This window comes from Haloleucobacter albus, assembly GCF_052492075.1.
On record NZ_JBQWAS010000022.1, the window covers coordinates 1 to 18,411 of the forward strand.

Genomic DNA, 18,411 nt, shown 5'->3' on the forward strand with positions numbered 1-18,411 from the left:
TCTGATGTGTTTGATTATATAGAGCGCTTTTACAATCCCCATCGCAGACACTCGAAACTGGGCTATATCAGCCCAATGGAGTTCGAAGAACGCGACAAGCAGGCTTAACCAACTGTCCACCAAACCGGCAGCAGCTCAGGGCGCATTCTTCACCCTTAAGGATCACCCGGTGGCGGTCGAAGATGTCGACATGGACGTTGGGCGTTTCGAACCGTTCGCGGATCGCGGCCGTGAATGCTGCGAGCGAGACCGGGTCTTTCTTCACCGCGAGATCGGGATCGACGCCGAACCCGCTCCACGACCGCCCCCGGCGGCGCTCATCATTGTAGCGCACCTCTTCGGCCAGGCGGAACCGGTCGTTCTCGTTGAGGAAAACCCAGAGTGAGCGGTTGTTGGCCCCCTCGAGCGTATCGAAGACCGCGCGGTTCACGACGACGTTCTGCAACGCGTTCTGGCCGGGCTCATCCGCCAGCGCCGCCACGCGGGCCGCATCGAGGACGACGCGCTGCTTTTCGTCATCGGACATGGCGTCGACGGCCTTGATCAGCGACTCTACCACCTCGGGCTCGGGCTTCGGCCAGTCGATGGGCGCAAGCGAGGTAAACCCGCCAGCAGTGAAGTAATCCTGCAGACGGATCACGGGGGTCTTGCGGAGGAACGCGGCGATGGCGGTCATGAGAGCCCTTTCTTTGGTCGGGGAGGAGGACGGAATCGCGAAAATGCGATACGATGTTGTTCGATATATACCGAACAAATCGCCACGTCTACTTGCGCGGCACAATTTTGTTCGGCATAGCGAACAAGCGTCCTGCAACCAAGGAAACCAAGGATGATACGATGACCACGTCCCTCGGCGCGAAGATCAAGCGCCACCGTCAGGAAAAGGGATATTCCCTCGACAAGCTCGCCGAGCTGACCGACTCCAGCAAGAGCTACCTCTGGGAACTCGAAAACCGCGATACGCGAAAACCGTCGGGCGAGAAGCTGACGAAGATCGCAGGAGCGCTGTCGGTCACTACAGATTACTTGCTCGACGACAACACCGAACCCGAAGAAGAGGTCTTCAAGGAGGCGTTCTACCGAAGCTTCAAAAAGCTCGACTTGGATGACCAAGAGAAAATCAAGCAGATGATCGACATGTGGGGAAAGAAGGATTGAGTCTGCCGACGACGCCTCAGAGCTGGGCCAACCGCCTGACGAAAATCCTGTCCGTGCATCAGGCGGTGCACGGGCTGCCGCGTTTCCCTATCGATGTTGCCGCGCTCGCGCAGGACTTCTCGCGTCAGGTCTTTCCGGACGCGCCAATCACGATGGTGCAAGGGCTGAAACTCTCTAAGGGCGTCGAAGGCATGCTGCTACCAAATCCGCATCGCGCGGGCGAGTGGGGCATCGTCTACAACGAGACCATCCGGTCGCCGGGGCGGCGCAACTTCACGCTGGCGCATGAGCTGGGGCACTACCTCCTGCACCGACAGGCCAACCCGGGCGGGCTGGAATGCACCAGCCGCAACATGGCCGACTGGGACGAGGCCCGGAACAGGATCGAGGCGGAGGCGAACACCTTCGCTTCCTACCTGCTGATGCCGCTGGACGATTTCCGCGAGCAGATCAAAGGTCGGATCATCGATATCGACGTGATGACCGAACTCGCGGATCGCTATGCCGTCTCGCTGACGGCCGCGATCCTGAAATGGATGACCATCACCGACAAACGCGCGATGATCGTGGTCGGCAAGGAAGGCTTCATCGATTGGGCCTGGTCCAGCGAACCGCTGTTGAAGTCCGGGGTTTTCTACCGGGCGCGGCAAGAGGTGATCGAATTGCCGCCCGCCTCGCTTGCGGCCCAAGAGGTGGACGGGGATGAAGGGCGCTACGGTTGCCAACATCCGGCCGGTATCTGGCTCGGCTCCGAGCCGGTGCACGAAATGACCGTGTTCTCGCCCAGCAATGACCAGATGACGATCTCGCTTCTGCTTTACCCCGACCGCGCCCCTTCGCGATGGGAGATGGCCGATCTGGAGGAAGAGCCGGTCTTCGACAGCTTCGACAAGTTCATGGACGGCCGGACGGGTTGATTCGGCGCAGCCGCCCGACCGAAAGTTCGGCGCGAGGACATTTCAGCTACGCAGATTTTCGCCACGGCGCGAAGCGACCGCATAAGGCCGTAACAAACTGATTTGCTTGATATTTTTCTGATTTCGCGACACATTTTGCCTATCACAACAGTCGCGAAACCCGCCATGTCCATTCCCCCCGAAGACCCGGTTTCCGGGCCCAATCCTCTTTGCCCTGAACGCATGTCCCCCGATGCCCGGCTTGCCGAGTTGGGCCGCATCCTCGCCGCGGGCGTCGTTCGCCTGAACGCCGGGAAGTCCAGTTCTTTATCGCCCACCGAAGGAGACAGTTCCGTGGACTACCCGCCCCGAAAGAGCGGTGGTCGTCGCAGGAAACGCATCCGCATCGGAGGAATTGATGAAGCATCACAGTAAGATAACGCCGCCCAGACCCGGGCAGGACGCGCGCCTGGACCAAAGCGTCCTGTCGCGCATCGCCGCGCTCAAGACCATGTCGGTGAAAGAGCTGAAGACCGAATGGGAACGGCTCCTCGGCCGCGCCGCACCGAACAACAGCCGCGCCTTTCTCGAGGCCCGCATCGCCTATCGCCTGCAGGAACTGACCTATGGCGGGCCCGACCACGAGACCCGCCGCATGCTGGACCTGCTTGCCGACGAGGTCGAGGGCGTCTCCCGCCGCAAGAACCAGATCGCGGATCCCCGCAATCCGGTGGCAGGCACACGGCTGATCCGGGAATGGAACGGGGTCGAGCACATCATCACCGTGCTGAAGGACGGTTTTGAGTGGCAGGGCCGCAAGTACAAATCGCTCTCCGGCATCGCGCGGGAAATCACCGGCGTGCGTTGGAACGGCTACCGATTCTTCGGGCTGCAGGTCCGATCGCGGGAGGTTTGACCATGGACATGAACACGCGCCCCGGCCGCCGCCTGCGCTGCGCCATCTATACCCGCAAGTCGAGCGAGGAAGGGCTCGACATGGAATTCAACAGCCTCGACGCCCAACGGGAGGCCTGCGAGGCCTATATCGCCAGCCAGAAATCCGAAGGCTGGGTTGCAACCCGCGACCGCTACGACGACGGCGGCTTTTCGGGCGGCAATCTGGACCGGCCGGGGCTTAAGCAGCTGCTGGCCGACATCGACGACGGGCTGATCGACGTGGTGGTGGTCTACAAGATCGACCGGCTCAGCCGCGCCCTGATGGACTTCTCGAAGCTGGTCGAGGTGTTCGACCGCAACGGCGTCACCTTCGTCTCGGTCACGCAGTCGTTCAACACGACCACCTCGATGGGACGGCTGACGCTGAACATCCTGCTCAGCTTCGCCCAGTTCGAACGCGAGGTCATCGGCGAACGCATCCGCGACAAGGTGGCCGCCTCGCGCAAGCGCGGGATCTGGATGGGGGGCTACGTGCCGCTCGGCTACGATGTGCAGGACCGCAAGCTGGTGATCAATGAGGTCGAGGCCGCCTCGGTGCGCCGGATCTTCGACCGGTTCGTCGAGCTCGGCTCGGCCACGATGCTGGCGAAGGAACTGCGACGGGAGGGGTTTCGCAGCAAGCAGGGCACATTGATCGACAAGGGCTATCTCTATCGGGTGCTCCGCAATCGCGTCTATCGCGGCGAGGCCGTCCACAAGGGCAAGGCCTATCCGGGCGAGCACGACGCCATTGTCACCGACAAGGTCTGGGATCAGGTCGACGCCATCCTGCAGGGCAACCGCCACGCCCGGTCCAGCAACAGCCGCATGCAGACGCCTGCGCCGCTGAAGGGCCTGATCTTCACCGATACCGGCGCGGCCATGACCCCGACCGCGACCAAGAAACGCGGCAAGCTCTACCGCTATTACGTGTCGATGGACGTGATCAAGAACCGCACGCCGGAGGACGACAGCGGTAGCGATCAAGCACCGGTCCGCCTGCCTGCGGGCATGGTCGAGGACGCCATCGTCACCGAGGTCCGGCGCATTCTGCAAACGCCCGAGGTGGTCACGCAGGTGCTGGCGGCGCTGAAGCGCGATCAGGTGTCCGAGGCCGAGGCCATCGCGGCGCTGCATGATTTCAACACGCTCTGGGCGCAGCTGTTCCCGCTCGAACAGGCGCGGATCATCCAGCTGCTGGTCCGGCGCGTCACCGTCACCGCCGCCGGGCTCGAGGTCGACATCCGGCGCGAAGGCGTCGCGGGGGTCATCCGCGAGATGATCGCGCCGCGCGACATGGAGGCCGCCGAATGACCCGAAGCAATGACACGATCCGCGTGCTGATCCCCCTGAAGCTGCGCAAGAAGAACGGTCGGCCCAAGATCATGCCGCCCGCCGATTACAGCCCGAGCGAGGATCAGGCGCAGGACCCGCACATCCTGCGCGCCATCGGCCGGGCATGGGGTTGGCGGCGTCGCATGGAGGCAGGTGAGCTCGCCACGATCCAGGAACTGGCCGAGGCCGTCGGTCTCGCCGAGCGCCATGTCAGCCGCCAGCTGCGCCTCGCCTATCTGGCGCCCGAGGTGCTCAAACGCCTGACCTGCGGCCGCGAACCATCAGCGGTCAGCCTCTACGACCTGTGCTTTCTGGCAGGGGAGACATGGCAGGAGCAGGCTGAGCGGGCGTTCGACTATAGCAAGGCGAATTGATCAGCAACGAAACTATGCTCAATGTCTAGCCACCCCAGTCTGACGGCGCCTCGAGCCGGAAACGTTCAGGAGCAGACGGCACGCTTGTTCCAGACTGGAACAGCTGACGGCTTTCCAGTTTGCTTTGCGCGGAGCCCCGCGCTACCAAGGCTGCAAAAAGTGAGGAACCTCCGGGCTGCATCCGAATGCTGACACCACACTGTCTGTGTTCATGAAAGCATTGCTCGCATTCAGTGAACGGACGTCATCATGGGCGCTAGTTACCCAACAAAGATCATATTGGCGTTTCGCAGCGGAGGCGTTTGCGCAATCCCGAAGTGCGGCAAGCATCTGACTTATGATGCAAAATCCGGTGATGATACATATGTTGGCGAAGCTGCTCATATCCGAGGCGAGAAGCCTGGGGCAGCTCGTTATGACGCGTCAATGACGGACGCTGAACGCGATCATGTCGACAACCTCCTTTACCTGTGCACTGACGACCACACGATTATTGACAAGGTACCTGCTGACTGGCCGACACAGACACTGATGGATCTGAAAGCCAGCCACGAAAGGCAAGTCCGTCAGGCAATGGAGGCTGCTTTTGCCGATGTCACTTTTCCTGAGCTTCAGAACGCTGTTTCCTGGGTTGCAAATCAGGCTCCCGTACCAAGCGGATCATTTGACATCACAGCCCCAGAGGAAAAAATCAAAAAGAATGCGCTTTCAAATGGATCACGTCACATAATTGCTGCAGGATTGATGTCGCGTGAGACAGTTGCCGACTATGTCGAAGCAGAAGCTCAGTTAGACCCTGATTTCCCTGAGAGGCTTAAGGCAGGATTCCTCGAGGAATATTTCGGGAAGCGCAAAGAAGGGCACAAAGGCGATGATCTTTTTGAGCTGATGTGTGCATTTGCGCAACGTGGCTTGCGCAAACAGGCCGACAAAACCGCTGGGATTGCTGTTTTGGTATATCTTTTTGAAATCTGTGATGTGTTTGAAAAATGATCCTCCCAACAAAGCACATACCACAACATGAGGCTCTTCTCGGCGTGGGAGCTACAACCCTCGCTCACTTGCGTGAACCTATAACCGTATCAGGCCTTTGGGAACGCCTCCGTTCGGAGCCCAATGTCGGTACTTTCGAACGCTTTGTCCTCGCATTGAACCTCCTGTATTTGATCGGCGCCATCGATATTGAGCACGGCCTGCTCGTGAGGGTCGCAGCATGATTCGCTCCATTAGCGCCAACAAGAAGGGCTTCCACCGGGTCACATTCGAACCTGGCGCAAACCTTATTCTCGCGGATAGGTCTAAATCGGCCGGCAATAAGGACACGACAAACGCGCTTGGCAAATCGACCCTGATTGAGATTATCGACTTTTGCCTTGGAAACAATGCCGCACCAAACAAGGGGCTCCGTGTCGAAGCCCTGGAAGACTGGGCGTTTACGCTTGAATTAACGATTGCAGGCAAGGATGTCTCCGTCACACGATCAACAGGTAGTCCGGGGTTCTTTGCGATAGAGGGAGAAACAGATCATTGGCCAACCCGGCCATTACCGAACAAAGAGGGCATCCCCGGTCTTGACGCCAAAAAGTGGCGCGCAGTTTTAGGTTGGGCGCTCTTTGGCTTTAGTGAACTGCCGTCCGAGGAAGGCTACAAGCCATCCGCACGCGCCTTGCTCTCTTATTTCGTTCGAAATCAATCGGCTGCATATAACACGCCCTTTAAATATTTCGACAATCAGAAAACCTGGGATATTCAGGTGCATAACGCTTTCATGCTCGGTTTGAGCTGGGAGAAAGCTGCTGTTTGGCAACAGCTGAAGGATCAGAAGAACGCGTTGGATGCCCTCAAACAGGCGATCAAAACTGGCGCAGTAGATGGCGAACTCGCTTCGCTTGGTGAGTTGGAAGCAGAGCGACTTCGTCTTTCGAACCAGCTCGAACGTGAACGAGAGGCCCTCTCAAGCTTCCGCGTCTTACCGCAGTATCGCGAGATCGAAGCACAGGCGAATATCCTTACTTCCGCGATCCATGAGATGGTCAATGCCAATATTTTCGACAAGCGTCGAGTTAATAAGTACCGGGAATCTCTTTCCGACGAAGATGCCCCAGCAGATTCCCACCTTGAGGCTCTTTACAAGGAAGCTGGTGTGGCGTTGCCTGGCGCCGTGATAAAGACCCTTTCCGACGCTAGGAATTTCAATGCCAGGATCGTGAGCAATAGGCGCGACTTCATTGCAAGCGAAGTCAACGCATTGGAAACTGCGATCTCGGAACGAGAGGCGCAAGTCGCTGATCTTACGGACAGGCGAGCAGCATATTTAAATACTCTTGCTGGGCAGGGCGCTCTTGACGAGCTTACTCGATTACAAGACCTGCACGCAGCGACAAGGCTCCAGGTCGACGAGCTGACCAACCGCATCAGCCAGTTGCGACAAATGACTTCGAAGGCAGATACCATCAAGGTTGAAACCGTCGAACTGAAGCGATCGACAACACTTGACTACGAGGAGCGCCGAGCGATCTGGTCAAAAGCGCTAAGCCTGTTTTCTGAGTTCTCAGAAAGCCTTTACAGATCGCCAGGCCGACTGGTTATTGATATTGGCGACACCGGATACAAATTCGACGTCGAGATTGCTGGTAGCCCTAGTGAAGGCATCAGCAAGATGAAGATCTTTTGTTATGATCTTACGCTGATCTGTTTTGCACGCGAGCGTGGTTTGGGTATCGACTTCCTGATCCATGACAGCACAATCTTTGACGGGGTGGACCCCCGTCAGCGTGCGCACGCTCTTGAGCTTGCGGCGGCGATGGCAACAAAATATGGATTCCAGTATATTTGCACACTCAACACCGACATGGTTCCGCTCAACGATTTCTCAACTGATTTTGACTTCAATTCACTAGTTCGAATGAGGTTGACGGACACCGATCCCAGCGGAAGCTTGCTTGGCTTCCGCTATTAATACAGCGTTAGCTATCTCCAGATGGAAAATAAGCCCAATTATTCACAAGTCCGGCACTTAATGAAAATTCGCCTGAAAGGACGTCGCAGTCAAAGAGACATGTGCGTCCAGCGGCGGGTGCAGTTCGAACGCCTTCGGTTCGCGCGCGAAGTTCCAGAGCCGGAACAGGGACCATTCCGAACGCCGCTCCTTAGCCACGGCCAGCTCGTTGCGGCTAATGTGGAAGGGGGTGCGTTCCCAGCCATTCGTCGTTTTCACCTCGATCAGGCGCGGGCGGCCGTCCGTCGCGAAGCTGGCGATATCGTAGCCGGCACCATCGCCATCCTCCTCCGACACCCACCTGACCTTGCGCGCAAGATCGTCGCGGCCCGCTGATTTCAGGGCGGCTCGTTCGTGCGCCAGGACGCGCTCCTCACCGGCACGGCCGAGGGCGCGGTTTCGCTCGTCTCTCGCCGCGACATCGAATTTGCGGGCGATGTGCAGCATCTGCTCCAGCTCCTGCGGCGGCGGCTGGTTCGACAGCGTGGGCGGCGGCCCAATCCAGATCGGCCGCGCCTCCGCGAGGCCGGTCGTCACTCTGGTACCTGAATGGCGGCCGAGCCAAGCCGGGTTCAGCGCCAGCCAGCGCGCCACGGCATCCACCAGCGTCATCTGGAAATTGAAGGCGGGCTTGTAGCCCGGGATCCAGTCCTCACCCAGCCCCTTCAGCACGGCGCTGATGTTCTGGTGCTTGAACTCGGCCGATCCCTCGGAGCGACCGTTCAACAGCGGCAGAAGCCCGCGCCGGTGCTCGGCCTTATTGTAGGGGCGACCAGAGACGTCGTCAGCCAGCATCGCGAAATAATCCGCGACGATCAGGTCGTTCTCTTGATCTGTCCAAGGCCCGTTTGACATCGCGCCAGGCTAAGGGCGGAAACTGCGTTTGTCATCAGCGACTTCGCGCAAGACTCCCAAGACATACCAACGACCACGCCGCCCGTGTCGTCGCTCCGTCTCCATCGAAACAAGCCAGAACCAGCGAAACACGGGCGCAACGCGCTCCGGTCAGTTCGTTGAAACATATGGCGATTTTGAACCCGTCTCGCCGAGAGCGAGGGGCGGGTGGAAAGAGACGCTGGGCGCTCGGAGACCGATCTCGCGCGGCTGGGCCGTCTCCGAAGGGCGGATGGTCCCTGCAAGCCCCTTTGGCACATAAAGAAAAAGGCCCCGCGAGGGACCTGTTTTCGGGTTTGCGATGTGCAAGTGGCGGAGAGGGGGGGATTCGAACCCCCGATACGGTTGCCCGTATGCCGCATTTCGAGTGCGGTGCATTCGACCACTCTGCCACCTCTCCTGAAGGGCCATGCTGCACGAGTCAGCTAGTGGTTCTGCGCTTCTAGCGGAGGTGAGGCTCAACGACAAGGCATTGTGTGCCAAAGGCTGCAAACATTTCCGGTTTCGTGGGGGAAAACGCAGTTCTCTTGTCGTCTCGTTCTGGTTGGTCATGAGCCGGGATCAAGCCAACCCATGCCGCGCTTGTTGTCGCTGCTGAAACAGGCGCGGGGCTGATCTGCGCAAGGCAGGGCAGGCCCCGTGCCTGAATGGTGTCAGTTGTGATTGAAGCCGGTGGCTTCAGCTGCGGTCAGCGGCTTGGAAACCGGGTGTTTCTCGAAATAGGCGATGGCGCGTTTCATATCATCCAGAAGCAGGCTGGCCAGATCATGGCTTACACCATGGCGGACCAGAATGCGCTGGATGACCAGATCCTCGCGATGCGCCGGCATGGAATAGGCAGGGACCTGCCAGCCGCGGCTGCGCAGCCGGTCGGCGAGGTCATAAAGCGTGTAGCCGCCAATGGCCTCTTCATCTTTCAGCTTCCACGCCAGGGCGGGAATGCCTGCCTTGCGGTCACCATCAAACAGCATTTCGAACGGGCCGATCCTGGCGATCTCGCGGGCGAGATATTCCGCCGTATCGTAGCAGGCGTTCTGGATCTTGGCGTAGCCTTCGCGGCCAAGGCGGATGAAGTTGTAGTATTGGGTAATGATCTGCCCGCCGGGGCGTGAGAAGTTCAGCGCGAAGGTGGGCATGTTGCCGCCCAGATAGTTCACGTTGAACACCAGTTCTTCCGGCAGATCAGATTTCTCACGCCAGACGACCCAGCCCACGCCCAGCGGGGCAAGGCCGAACTTGTGGCCCGAAGAGTTGATGGACTTCACGCGCGGCAGGCGGAAATCCCATTCCAGCTCGGGTGCGCAGAAGGGGGCGAGGAAGCCGCCAGATGCGCCATCCACATGAATGGGAATATCAAGGCCGGTTTCCTGTTGCAGCTTGTCGAGCGCATCATTCACGGCCTTCACCGGCTCATACTGGCAGGTGAAGGTCACACCGAGGGTCGGCACCACGCCGATGGTGTTTTCATCAACGCGCTTGAGAACCTCTTCGGGGTTCATGATGAGGCGGTCACCCTCAAGTGGGATCTCACGCAGTTCCACATCAAAATAGCGCGCAAACTTGTGCCAGCAGATCTGCACCGGGCCGCAGATAAGGTTCGGCTTGTCGGTGGGCTTGCCAGCCGCCTGCATCTTCTTGCGCCACTGCCATTTCAGCGCGAGGCCACCCAGCATCGCCGCTTCAGATGAGCCGACAGTGGAGCACCCCAGCGTGGTGTGGGGGGAGGGCGAGTTCCACAGATCCGCGAGCATATGCACGCAACGCGCTTCAATCTCTGCGGTCTGGGGGTATTCATCCTTGTCGATCATGTTCTTGTCGATCGACAGATCCATCAGCTGGCGGATCTCGTCTTCAACCCATGTCTGGCAGAAGGTGGCGAGGTTCTGGCGTGAGTTGCCATCCAGCATCAGTTCATCGCGTACAGCCGCGAAGACATGGCGCGCATCACCTTCAGCTGTCGGGAATTTGTATTTGGGCAGGCTTCCGTGCAGCTCGGAGGATGAATACACATCGTCAAGGACTTCATCGTGCAGATTTGTCCGGGAGGAAACTGTGGTCAAAGCATGGCCTCCTTCACAAGCATAAAACTGTTGCACCCCATAACGACATCTGTGCCGCATGCGCGAAACAGATCACGTTTGCAGTCAAATATCCATGGGCTACAGCAATTGTATGCGTTCTGAATTGATTTTGAGGCGGTCTTTGTGGGGTTCAGTTTGAAGAAAAGGCAAAGCGCAAAAGCAAAGTGCGTTGCATCATGCTGAAATTATCGTCGGCAATCAGGGTCAGAAGGGTGTCTCCCGCATCATTCATGGTGACGGAGAGCCCTTCCATATTGTCGATTTCATAGCTGAAATCGAAGCTGCCCAGCACATCCCCCGTCAGCACGGCACCCGGCTTCACATCTGCCAGATCAAACCGGCGGATCTGCATGAGCACGCCAGTCATCAGCGAGAAGTGACGTTCCAGCAGAAACAGTTCGCCCCTGGGAGAAAGGGCCACATCGGTCGCATTGTAATATCCGCTTTTGCGAATGGTGAAACGCCCTGGATGGGCTCCGCCAATGATAAAGCCGGGCAGGTCACCGCCCTTGCGGATGGCATCTTCGCCAATGGCGAGAAGAGCCCCTTCCAGCGGGCCGGAAGGCACATAAAGCAGGCTTTCGAGGCCGCGATTATAGGGCAGGGCCCGAAGCCCCTTCACAGGCACCCGCTTGCCCTTGTGGGCGCGTGTGGCATCAAAAGGCGGGCGGGGGAAGCGCCAGATCTCGTTCTTGCGCTCCAGCCCCACATAAATGGCATGGGGCGCGAGTGCGAGAGATTCCGCATCTCCCCGTTTGTGGTGGGCCATGATGCGGCCCCTGTCATCCTTCAGGGGCGCCGCGCGAACATCGGAGAGGCCGATGGGGCGTTCGCCATCCAGATCCAGCCGTCCATCCAGCCACATGCCGGCATCTGTCAGCGCCAGAAAGCGGTTGTTTCCTTCAAGGTGGAAGGCGGAAATGCCTCCAAAAACCGGGTCTGATGACACAAGCTCCAGCCCGCCCAGAAAAGTGAGCCGGCCAAAGCGGCTTTGGTCAGAGCCGGGATGGAAATGGGTGATGGGGGTGGCATAGACGGCAATGGGAACAGGCCGCGCGGCCTGCACGGCAGGTTTGGCCTGTGCGGACACGACCGGCAGCGGGCCGGAAGGCAGGCCCGCAACCAGGCTCAGGGCAAGCGGCAGGCCCAGCAGCAGGCGGCTGAAACGAGATGTCCGCCGCCCGGATGTCTGGTGGGCCATCAAGAGGCGCGTCGCCCACGACGGGGGGCGGCAGCCTTTTCATCGAAGAGTTCCGCGAGCTTCTCCGTCATCACGCCACCCAGCTCTTCGGCGTCTACAATCGTCACCGCGCGCTTGTAGTAGCGGGTGACATCATGGCCGATGCCAATGGCCATGAGTTCCACAGGCGAGCGGTTCTCGATCTCCGAGATAATGAAGCGCAGATGGCGTTCCAGATAGTTGCCGGGGTTCACCGAGAGGGTGGAATCATCCACCGGCGCACCATCGGAAATCATCATGAGAATGCGCCGGGCCTCGGGCCGCGCCAGAAGGCGCTTGTGCGCCCAATCCAGCGCTTCGCCATCAATATTTTCCTTCAGCAGCCCTTCACGCATCATCAGGCCCAGAGAGCGGCGGGCACGCCGCCATGGGGCATCCGCCGCCTTGTAGATGATGTGGCGCAGATCATTGAGGCGTCCGGGCGCTGGCGGCTTGCCTGCCGCCAGCCATGCCTCGCGTGACTGGCCGCCCTTCCAGGCGCGGGTGGTGAAGCCCAGCACTTCCACCTTCACGCCACAGCGCTCCAGCGTGCGGGCCAGAATATCCGCACAGGTCGCAGCTACCGTAATGGGGCGCCCGCGCATGGAGCCGGAATTGTCGATCAGCAGCGTCACCACCGTATCGCGAAAATCCGTATCCCGCTCGCGCTTGAAGGAGAGGGCGGCGGTCGGGTCTGTCACCACGCGGGAGAGGCGAGCCGGGTCCAGTACACCTTCCTCGAGGTCAAATTCCCAGGCCCGGTTCTGCTGCGCCATCAGGCGGCGTTGCAGGCGATTGGCCAGCCGCGCCACCACGCCCTGAAGGTGGGAAAGCTGCTTGTCGAGATGCGCGCGCAGACGGGTCAGTTCTTCCGTATCGCACAGCTCCTCGGCATGAATCTCTTCATCAAAGGCGGTGGTGAAGGCGTGATATTCCGGCCCGCGATTATCCTGCTGCGCCGGCGGGCGCGGCAGCATGCTCTCACCGGGTTCATCCAGATCAACGGCCTCATCATCATCCGGGGAGAGATCGGAAGGCGCGCTTTCCTGCTCCATCTCGCCTTCGGGCATTTCTTCGTCCGAGGCTTCGCTGTCCACTTCCGTGGAGCTGGACTGATCTTCCTTTTCGTCGGACTGGCTGTCCTGCCCGCCCTGTTCCTCGGCGCCGCCTTCGCTCTCGTCTTCGCCCTCATCCTGCTCGGAGGAACTGCCGGAATCCTCGCCCATGTCGAGAGCGGTGAGAATATCACGGGTGAGCTGGCTGAACGCTTTCTGGTCTTCCAGCCTGGAGGCCAGAAGCTCAAGGCTCTTGCCGGCCTTGGCCTCGATTTCGCCGCGCCACAGATTGACGAAGGCGCGGGCCTCGCGCGGGGGCGCTTCGCCTGTCAGGCGTTCGCGAACCAGAAGGGCGATGGCATCGGCCAGCGGGGCATCGCCCTTCTGGGTGATGTCGGCAAAGCGGGCATTGCGGTAACGCTCCGTCAACATGGCGGCCAGATTGGTGCGGGTGCCGGGCATGCGATTGGCGCCGATGGCCTCGACGCGCGCCTGTTCCACCGCTTCAAAAATACCGCGGGCTGCGTCTCCCGTGGGGGACATGCGGCGATGGGTGGCTGGATCATGACAGGCCAGCCGCAGGGCCAGGGCATCTGATTGCCCCCGCACAATGGCGGCGTCCTGCCGGGTGAAGCGGCGCGGCGGTTCTGTCAGCCGCACACGGCCGGGCGCAAGGCCGGGTTGCTCGGGGCCAAAGCTCACCTCAATCTCGGCCTGGCCCGAAATGGCCTTGAAGCAGCCGGCAAGGGCCTTCTTGAAAGGCTCGGCTGGCGCTTCTGCGGGCGCTTTTCCGGTCGTGCGGTTGCTGGGGGCCATGACGGGTCTCTTGCTGCTGGCGGTGTGTTTGCCGGCGGGGAAAGACCTCGCCGGACTGAGGGGGCGTACAGTGCCCCCGGTTCAGGGCCGGCCTATGGGCCGGGCTCAGTTCATGACCTTCAGGCGCCTGTCCCTCAGGACATGGCGACATTCACGGTGCTTTCGACAAGTTCCTTGCCGAAGCAGCGCTGGAAGAACTCCGCCACCAGCGGGCGTTCCAGCTCGTCGCACTTGTTGAGGAAGGTCACGCGCAGGGCGAAGGCGAGATCCTTGAAGATATCGGCATTCTCGGCCCAGGTGATGACCGTGCGCGGGCTCATCACGGTGGACAGGTCACCATTGATGAAGGCCTGCCGGGTCAGGTCGGCCAGACGCACCATGCGGCTCACCGTGTCGCGGCCCTCTTCGTTCTGGAAGTGCTTGGCCTTCGCCAGAACAATGCCGACTTCATGATCGTGCGGCAGATAGTTCAGCGTGGTGACGATGGACCAGCGGTCCATCTGCGCCTGATTGATCTGCTGGGTACCGTGATACAGGCCTGTCGTGTCCCCAAGGCCGATGGTGTTGGCGGTGGCGAACAGGCGGAAGGCCGGGTGCGGACGCAGCACGCGGCTCTGGTCCAGCAGGGTAAGGCGGCCGGAGGATTCCAGCACGCGCTGGATCACAAACATCACATCCGGGCGGCCGGCGTCATATTCGTCGAACACCAAAGCGATGTTGTTCTGATAGGCCCAGGGCAGAATGCCATCGCGGAATTCTGTCACCTGCATCCCGTCCTTCACCACGATGGCGTCCTTGCCGATCAGGTCGATACGGGAGATGTGGCTGTCGAGGTTCACGCGCACGCACGGCCAGTTGAGGCGCGCGGCCACCTGTTCCACATGGGTGGATTTGCCGGTGCCGTGATAGCCGGTGACCATCACACGCCGATTGCGGGCAAAGCCTGCCAGAATGGCCATGGTGGTGGGGCGATCGAACAGATAATCGGGGTCGAGATCCGGCACATGCTCATTGGGCTCGGAGAAGGCGGGCACGTCCATGTCCAGATCAATGCCGAATGTCTCGCGCACCGAAACGGTCACGTCAGGGGTGGGGGCCAGAATTTCGGTGCCGCTCATACTTCCTCCGCGGGCGCGCCCGGCGCCCTTCTGCTGCTCTGTAACCTGCCTGGGCCCCCCGGTTGCGGGTGCGCCGGAGGCAGGCTGTGATGAATGGAACAGGGGGTCAAACCATGCCCGCCTGTTTCAGTGTGGTGTAAGCCTGAATGACGCTGCGCAGCCGGTCTTCCGAGGAGCGGTCGCCACCATTGGCATCCGGGTGGTGCAGCTTCACCAGTTCCTTGTAACGGGCCTTGATGTCGTCCGACGAGACGGAAATGTCGAGCCCCATGATTTCCAGCGCCTGGCGCTCGGCATTGCGAATGGTGGCGCGGCGGGTATCCGTGCGGCTGTTGTCCTGCCGGAAGGTGCGCCCCATCTCGCTGGCGAAGCCGAAGGGATCATCCATGTCGGCGTCGAAACCTTCCTGCGCGCCAGCGCCGCCGGCGGCGGCCTCCTCACGCGTGCCCTTGCGCGCGCCCATACGCCATGTGGGGCGGTGCCCGGTGAGGGCATCCTTCTGATAGGCGTGCATGGCATCGTCGCTCATGCCTGCGAAATAATTGTAGGACTGGTTGTACTGCTTCACATGCTCGAAGCAGTAGTTCCAGTATTGGCCCTCCCTGTCGCGGCCTTTGGGCGCGCGGTGCGTCGCCGGCGCAGCGCAGCCGGGCCACTGGCAGCAATTCTCCACCGGCCGCTGGGAGCGGTCGTCTTCAGGCTTCACGCGGATGCGGTCGAAAAGTGGAGAGTCCAGTTTCATGGTGCGCGAATTATGTGTCTCACGGTGCGACGCGGTACGGTCGGGCGGGCCGGGCAGGATAGCGAAAATAGCGGATGTGAACAGCAGGAAACGGAGGAAAGCGCCCGCCCGTTTGCTTTCCTTTCTGTTTCCGGCTTTCCCTGCGCCGGAATGGCGGCGCGAGGATGGCACCTTGCGGCGCACTCCATATAATGCCTCTTTCATGTTCCCGCCACGGCGTACGGCCATGATGTCACGCCCTGGTTTCCAGCACAGGTCCGCCATGCCCGAAATTGTTCAGTCCGCCCCCGCTCTTGTCGCTATTCGCCAGCTTCTTCAGGACAAACTCTCCCCGCAACTGCTGGAGCTGGAGGATGAGAGCCACAAGCATGCCGGCCATGCCGGTGTGACGCATGATCTGAAGGGGGCGAAGCGCCGGGCTGATGGAGGCATCACCCATCTGCGCGTGCGGGTGGTGGCCGATGCCTTTACCGGCAAAAGCCGGCTGGAGCGCCATCGCATGGTGAACGCCCTGTTGCAGGGGGAAATCGACGGTGGCCTTCATGCTCTGGCCATTGAGGCGAAGGCGCCGGGCGAATGAGCGTTTATCGCGAGACACAAGGCGGCCGACTCACGAGACGGACGGATTATTCCATGAAGGCTGAAGATGCCGCCGCCGATGACAGCGCCCTTGTGCTGTTCTCCGCCGGGCAGGATTCCACCACCTGTCTGGCTTATGCGCTGGATCGGTTCCACCGGGTGGAGACCCTGGGGTTTGAGTATGGCCAGCGCCACAGCGTGGAGCTGGAATGCCGCCCGCGTGTGCGCGAGGCGATTGCCGCCCTGCGTTCTGGCTGGGCGGCCCGGCTGGGGGAAGATCACATGGTCACGCTGGAGGCGCTGGGCCAGATCTCCGATACCGCACTGACCCGCGCCACCACCATCGAGATGGAAGAAAACGGCCTGCCCAACACCTTCGTGCCGGGGCGCAATCTGGTGTTTCTCACCTTTGCGGCGGCGTTGGCCTATCGGCGGGGCATCCGCCACATCATCGGCGGCATGTGCGAGACGGATTTTTCCGGTTATCCCGATTGCCGGGATGACAGCATCAAGGCCATGCAGGTGGCGCTGAATCTGGGCATGGACAAGCGCTTCGTGCTGCATACTCCGCTGATGTGGCTGGACAAGGCGCAGACTTGGCGGCTGGCACAATCCATAGGCGGGCCACGGCTGGTGGATGTCATCGTGGAAGACACCCACACCTGTTATATGGGCGAGCGCGGCCAGCGGCATGAATGGGGCTATGGCTGCGGCGAATGCCCGGCCTGCAAGCTGCGTGCGGATGGATTCGCGCGTTTTCGTCGTGGAGATGCTCCAGTGGGAGGGGTGTGATGCGTGTGTCTGACATACTGAAAAATTCGCCCCTGCGTTTTGCGCAGCATGCGCCGGCCATGCTGCTGGGCATGGTTCTGCTTGTGCTGGCGAATGGCGGCGCACATGCCGCCAGCTTCAATTGCGCCGCCAATACAGCGCCGGATGAACGCACGATCTGCAATACCCGCGCCCTGAACGATCAGGATGTGAGAATGGCCACCCTCTATGAGGTGCTGACGCATCTGGTGGGTATGGGCCAGCGTGGAGAGTTGCTGGACACGCAGCGCGCCTGGCTGGTGGAGCGGGCCCGGTGCGGCGTGGATGTGGCTTGCCTGAAGGCGGCTTATGCCGGGCGCATCGCTGTGCTGGAAAGGGATCTTCAGGTCATTTACAGCAACGGCCCTTATTGAGGCCGGCGCAAGACAGGGCAAGGCAAGACAGGGCAAGACAAGACAGGATCGGTGATGGACATGAGAGTGTCGCGCGGCTTCGACAAGGTCGAAACCTGGGTGTTCGATCTGGATAATACGCTCTACCCCGCGCGGCATGAGCTGTGGCAGCAGATCGATCGGCGCATGAAGAGCTATATCTCTGGTTTGCTGGGCATTCCGCCGGATGAAGCCTTCACCATCCAGAAAGAGTATTACCGGCGCTACGGTACATCTCTGCGCGGGCTGATGATTGAGCATGGCATTGATGCCGACGCCTTTCTTCATCATGTGCATGATGTGGATCTCTCCGGCCTTGATGAGGAGCCGCGTCTGGCCGCCGCCATTCGTGCCTTGCCGGGGCGCAAGCTGGTTTACACCAACGGTTCAGCCAGCCATGCCCGCAATGTGCTCGCCCGGCTGGGGCTGCAGGCACAGTTTGACGGGGTGCATGATATCGTGGCCGGTGATTTTCACCCCAAGCCGACCGCGCAGGCCTATCAGCTGTTTCTGGAAGCCCATGAGGTCGAGGCTCCACGCGCCGCCATGTTCGAAGATCTGGCGCGCAATCTGGAAGTGCCGCATGAGCTGGGCATGACCACCATTCTGGTCGCGCCGCCGGAAGAATCTCACCATGCGCGGGAAAGCTGGGAGCTGGAAGGGCGCGAAGCTCGTTATGTGGATCATGTCACCGAGGATCTGGCCGCATTTCTGGAGCATCTGCTCTCCGCGACAGCCTGAGTGCGGGCGTGCCTCTCTCCGCAAGGTGCATGCCCTTTGCGCCGCCCAAGGGCATGCGCAAGGCTTGATCCGGTCCACAAAGTGGAGCTCATCATATATGTTGGAGGGAAGGGGCAGGTCAGCCTGACGACCTGCGGGGGAAGATCGTCAGGCTGACACATGGCTGGATAACCAGTTATCCACGCCCCTCTTTTATCTCCCAAAGAGGGGGTGAAGACAACTCTTCCTTTGCCTTAAGTGCTTATTGTTACAAATAAATTATAATAT

20 protein-coding genes and 1 tRNA gene are annotated in these 18,411 nt (G+C 60.3%); 13 read left to right on the forward strand and 8 right to left on the reverse strand.

Going from position 1 to position 18,411, the window contains the following annotated elements; genetic code table 11:
- On the forward strand, positions 1-108 hold a 108-nt coding region (locus tag ACT6QH_RS05455; protein ID WP_444972855.1), incomplete at its 5' end, for an IS3 family transposase.
- Here ACT6QH_RS05455 and ACT6QH_RS05460 read toward each other — a convergent pair.
- Entirely contained in the window at positions 68-676 is a 609-nt protein-coding gene (locus ACT6QH_RS05460; RefSeq protein ID WP_444973802.1) for a hypothetical protein, read from the reverse strand. The two genes, ACT6QH_RS05455 and ACT6QH_RS05460, sit on opposite strands and share 41 nt — an antisense overlap.
- Positions 677-837: 161 nt before the next feature.
- Between ACT6QH_RS05460 and ACT6QH_RS05465 the strand changes: the two genes are divergently transcribed.
- The 8 genes from ACT6QH_RS05465 (at position 838) to ACT6QH_RS05500 (ending at position 7,658) form a co-directional block, all read left to right on the forward strand.
- The gene (locus tag ACT6QH_RS05465; RefSeq protein ID WP_164612609.1) at positions 838-1,158 is read left to right on the forward strand and encodes a helix-turn-helix domain-containing protein; all 321 of its coding nucleotides are present in this window, start codon (positions 838-840) and stop codon (positions 1,156-1,158) included.
- Positions 1,155-2,075, forward strand: a complete 921-nt coding sequence (locus ACT6QH_RS05470; RefSeq protein ID WP_444973803.1) for an ImmA/IrrE family metallo-endopeptidase — start codon at positions 1,155-1,157, stop codon at positions 2,073-2,075. Before ACT6QH_RS05465 ends, ACT6QH_RS05470 begins: the two co-directional genes overlap by 4 nt.
- Before the next feature lie 397 nt (positions 2,076-2,472).
- The gene (locus ACT6QH_RS05475) at positions 2,473-2,970 is read left to right on the forward strand and encodes a DUF2924 domain-containing protein (protein ID WP_444973804.1); all 498 of its coding nucleotides are present in this window, start codon (positions 2,473-2,475) and stop codon (positions 2,968-2,970) included.
- Between the two features lie 2 nt (positions 2,971-2,972).
- Positions 2,973-4,304, forward strand: coding sequence for a recombinase family protein (locus tag ACT6QH_RS05480; protein WP_444973805.1), 1,332 nt, complete (start codon positions 2,973-2,975; stop codon positions 4,302-4,304).
- Entirely contained in the window at positions 4,301-4,699 is a 399-nt protein-coding gene (locus ACT6QH_RS05485; RefSeq protein WP_444973806.1) for a ParB/RepB/Spo0J family partition protein, read from the forward strand. Before ACT6QH_RS05480 ends, ACT6QH_RS05485 begins: the two co-directional genes overlap by 4 nt.
- A gap of 249 nt (positions 4,700-4,948) precedes the next feature.
- Positions 4,949-5,692, forward strand: coding sequence for an HNH endonuclease (locus ACT6QH_RS05490; RefSeq protein WP_444973807.1), 744 nt, complete (start codon positions 4,949-4,951; stop codon positions 5,690-5,692).
- Positions 5,689-5,916, forward strand: a complete 228-nt coding sequence (locus ACT6QH_RS05495) for an ABC-three component system middle component 6 (RefSeq protein WP_444973808.1) — start codon at positions 5,689-5,691, stop codon at positions 5,914-5,916. The genes ACT6QH_RS05490 and ACT6QH_RS05495 overlap by 4 nt, the downstream gene beginning before the upstream one ends.
- Complete coding sequence (locus ACT6QH_RS05500) at positions 5,913-7,658, forward strand: DUF2326 domain-containing protein (protein ID WP_444973809.1); 1,746 nt, start codon at positions 5,913-5,915, stop codon at positions 7,656-7,658. Before ACT6QH_RS05495 ends, ACT6QH_RS05500 begins: the two co-directional genes overlap by 4 nt.
- 57 nt (positions 7,659-7,715) lie before the next feature.
- Here the strand turns inward: ACT6QH_RS05500 and ACT6QH_RS05505 are convergent, their stop codons facing one another.
- The 7 genes from ACT6QH_RS05505 to ACT6QH_RS05535 form a co-directional block, all read right to left on the reverse strand.
- Entirely contained in the window at positions 7,716-8,492 is a 777-nt protein-coding gene (locus tag ACT6QH_RS05505) for a protein NO VEIN domain-containing protein (protein ID WP_444973810.1), read from the reverse strand.
- Positions 8,493-8,901: 409 nt separating this feature from the next.
- Positions 8,902-8,991, reverse strand: a tRNA-Ser gene (locus ACT6QH_RS05510).
- 253 nt (positions 8,992-9,244) lie between these two features.
- Positions 9,245-10,651 (reverse strand): glutamate decarboxylase, encoded by a 1,407-nt coding sequence (gad, locus tag ACT6QH_RS05515; protein WP_444973811.1) that lies wholly within the window; start codon positions 10,649-10,651, stop codon positions 9,245-9,247.
- 151 nt (positions 10,652-10,802) lie between these two features.
- Positions 10,803-11,873, reverse strand: a complete 1,071-nt coding sequence (locus ACT6QH_RS05520; RefSeq protein ID WP_444973812.1) for an esterase-like activity of phytase family protein — start codon at positions 11,871-11,873, stop codon at positions 10,803-10,805.
- A complete protein-coding gene (cobT, locus tag ACT6QH_RS05525) occupies positions 11,873-13,762 on the reverse strand; it encodes a cobaltochelatase subunit CobT (RefSeq protein WP_444973813.1) in 1,890 nt (629 codons plus the stop codon). The genes ACT6QH_RS05520 and cobT overlap by 1 nt, the downstream gene beginning before the upstream one ends.
- 134 nt (positions 13,763-13,896) lie before the next feature.
- Positions 13,897-14,880: a cobaltochelatase subunit CobS gene (gene cobS / locus ACT6QH_RS05530; protein ID WP_444973814.1), complete on the reverse strand. Its 984-nt coding sequence runs from the start codon at positions 14,878-14,880 to the stop codon at positions 13,897-13,899.
- Positions 14,881-14,986: 106 nt separating this feature from the next.
- Complete coding sequence (locus tag ACT6QH_RS05535; protein ID WP_444973815.1) at positions 14,987-15,622, reverse strand: J domain-containing protein; 636 nt, start codon at positions 15,620-15,622, stop codon at positions 14,987-14,989.
- 262 nt (positions 15,623-15,884) lie between these two features.
- On the opposite strand from ACT6QH_RS05535, the gene ACT6QH_RS05540 reads away from it, so the two are divergent.
- The 4 genes from ACT6QH_RS05540 to ACT6QH_RS05555 are packed head-to-tail and all read left to right on the forward strand — an operon-like array spanning position 15,885 to position 18,144.
- Positions 15,885-16,202, forward strand: coding sequence for a BolA family protein (locus ACT6QH_RS05540; RefSeq protein WP_444973816.1), 318 nt, complete (start codon positions 15,885-15,887; stop codon positions 16,200-16,202).
- A gap of 53 nt (positions 16,203-16,255) precedes the next feature.
- On the forward strand, positions 16,256-16,993 hold the full coding sequence (gene queC / locus ACT6QH_RS05545; protein WP_444974014.1) for a 7-cyano-7-deazaguanine synthase QueC: 738 nt from the start codon (positions 16,256-16,258) through the stop codon (positions 16,991-16,993).
- The gene (locus tag ACT6QH_RS05550; RefSeq protein ID WP_444973817.1) at positions 16,993-17,385 is read left to right on the forward strand and encodes a lysozyme inhibitor LprI family protein; all 393 of its coding nucleotides are present in this window, start codon (positions 16,993-16,995) and stop codon (positions 17,383-17,385) included. Before queC ends, ACT6QH_RS05550 begins: the two co-directional genes overlap by 1 nt.
- A 60-nt stretch (positions 17,386-17,445) precedes the next feature.
- Complete coding sequence (locus ACT6QH_RS05555) at positions 17,446-18,144, forward strand: pyrimidine 5'-nucleotidase (protein WP_444973818.1); 699 nt, start codon at positions 17,446-17,448, stop codon at positions 18,142-18,144.
- The last annotated feature ends 267 nt before the right edge of the window (positions 18,145-18,411 follow it).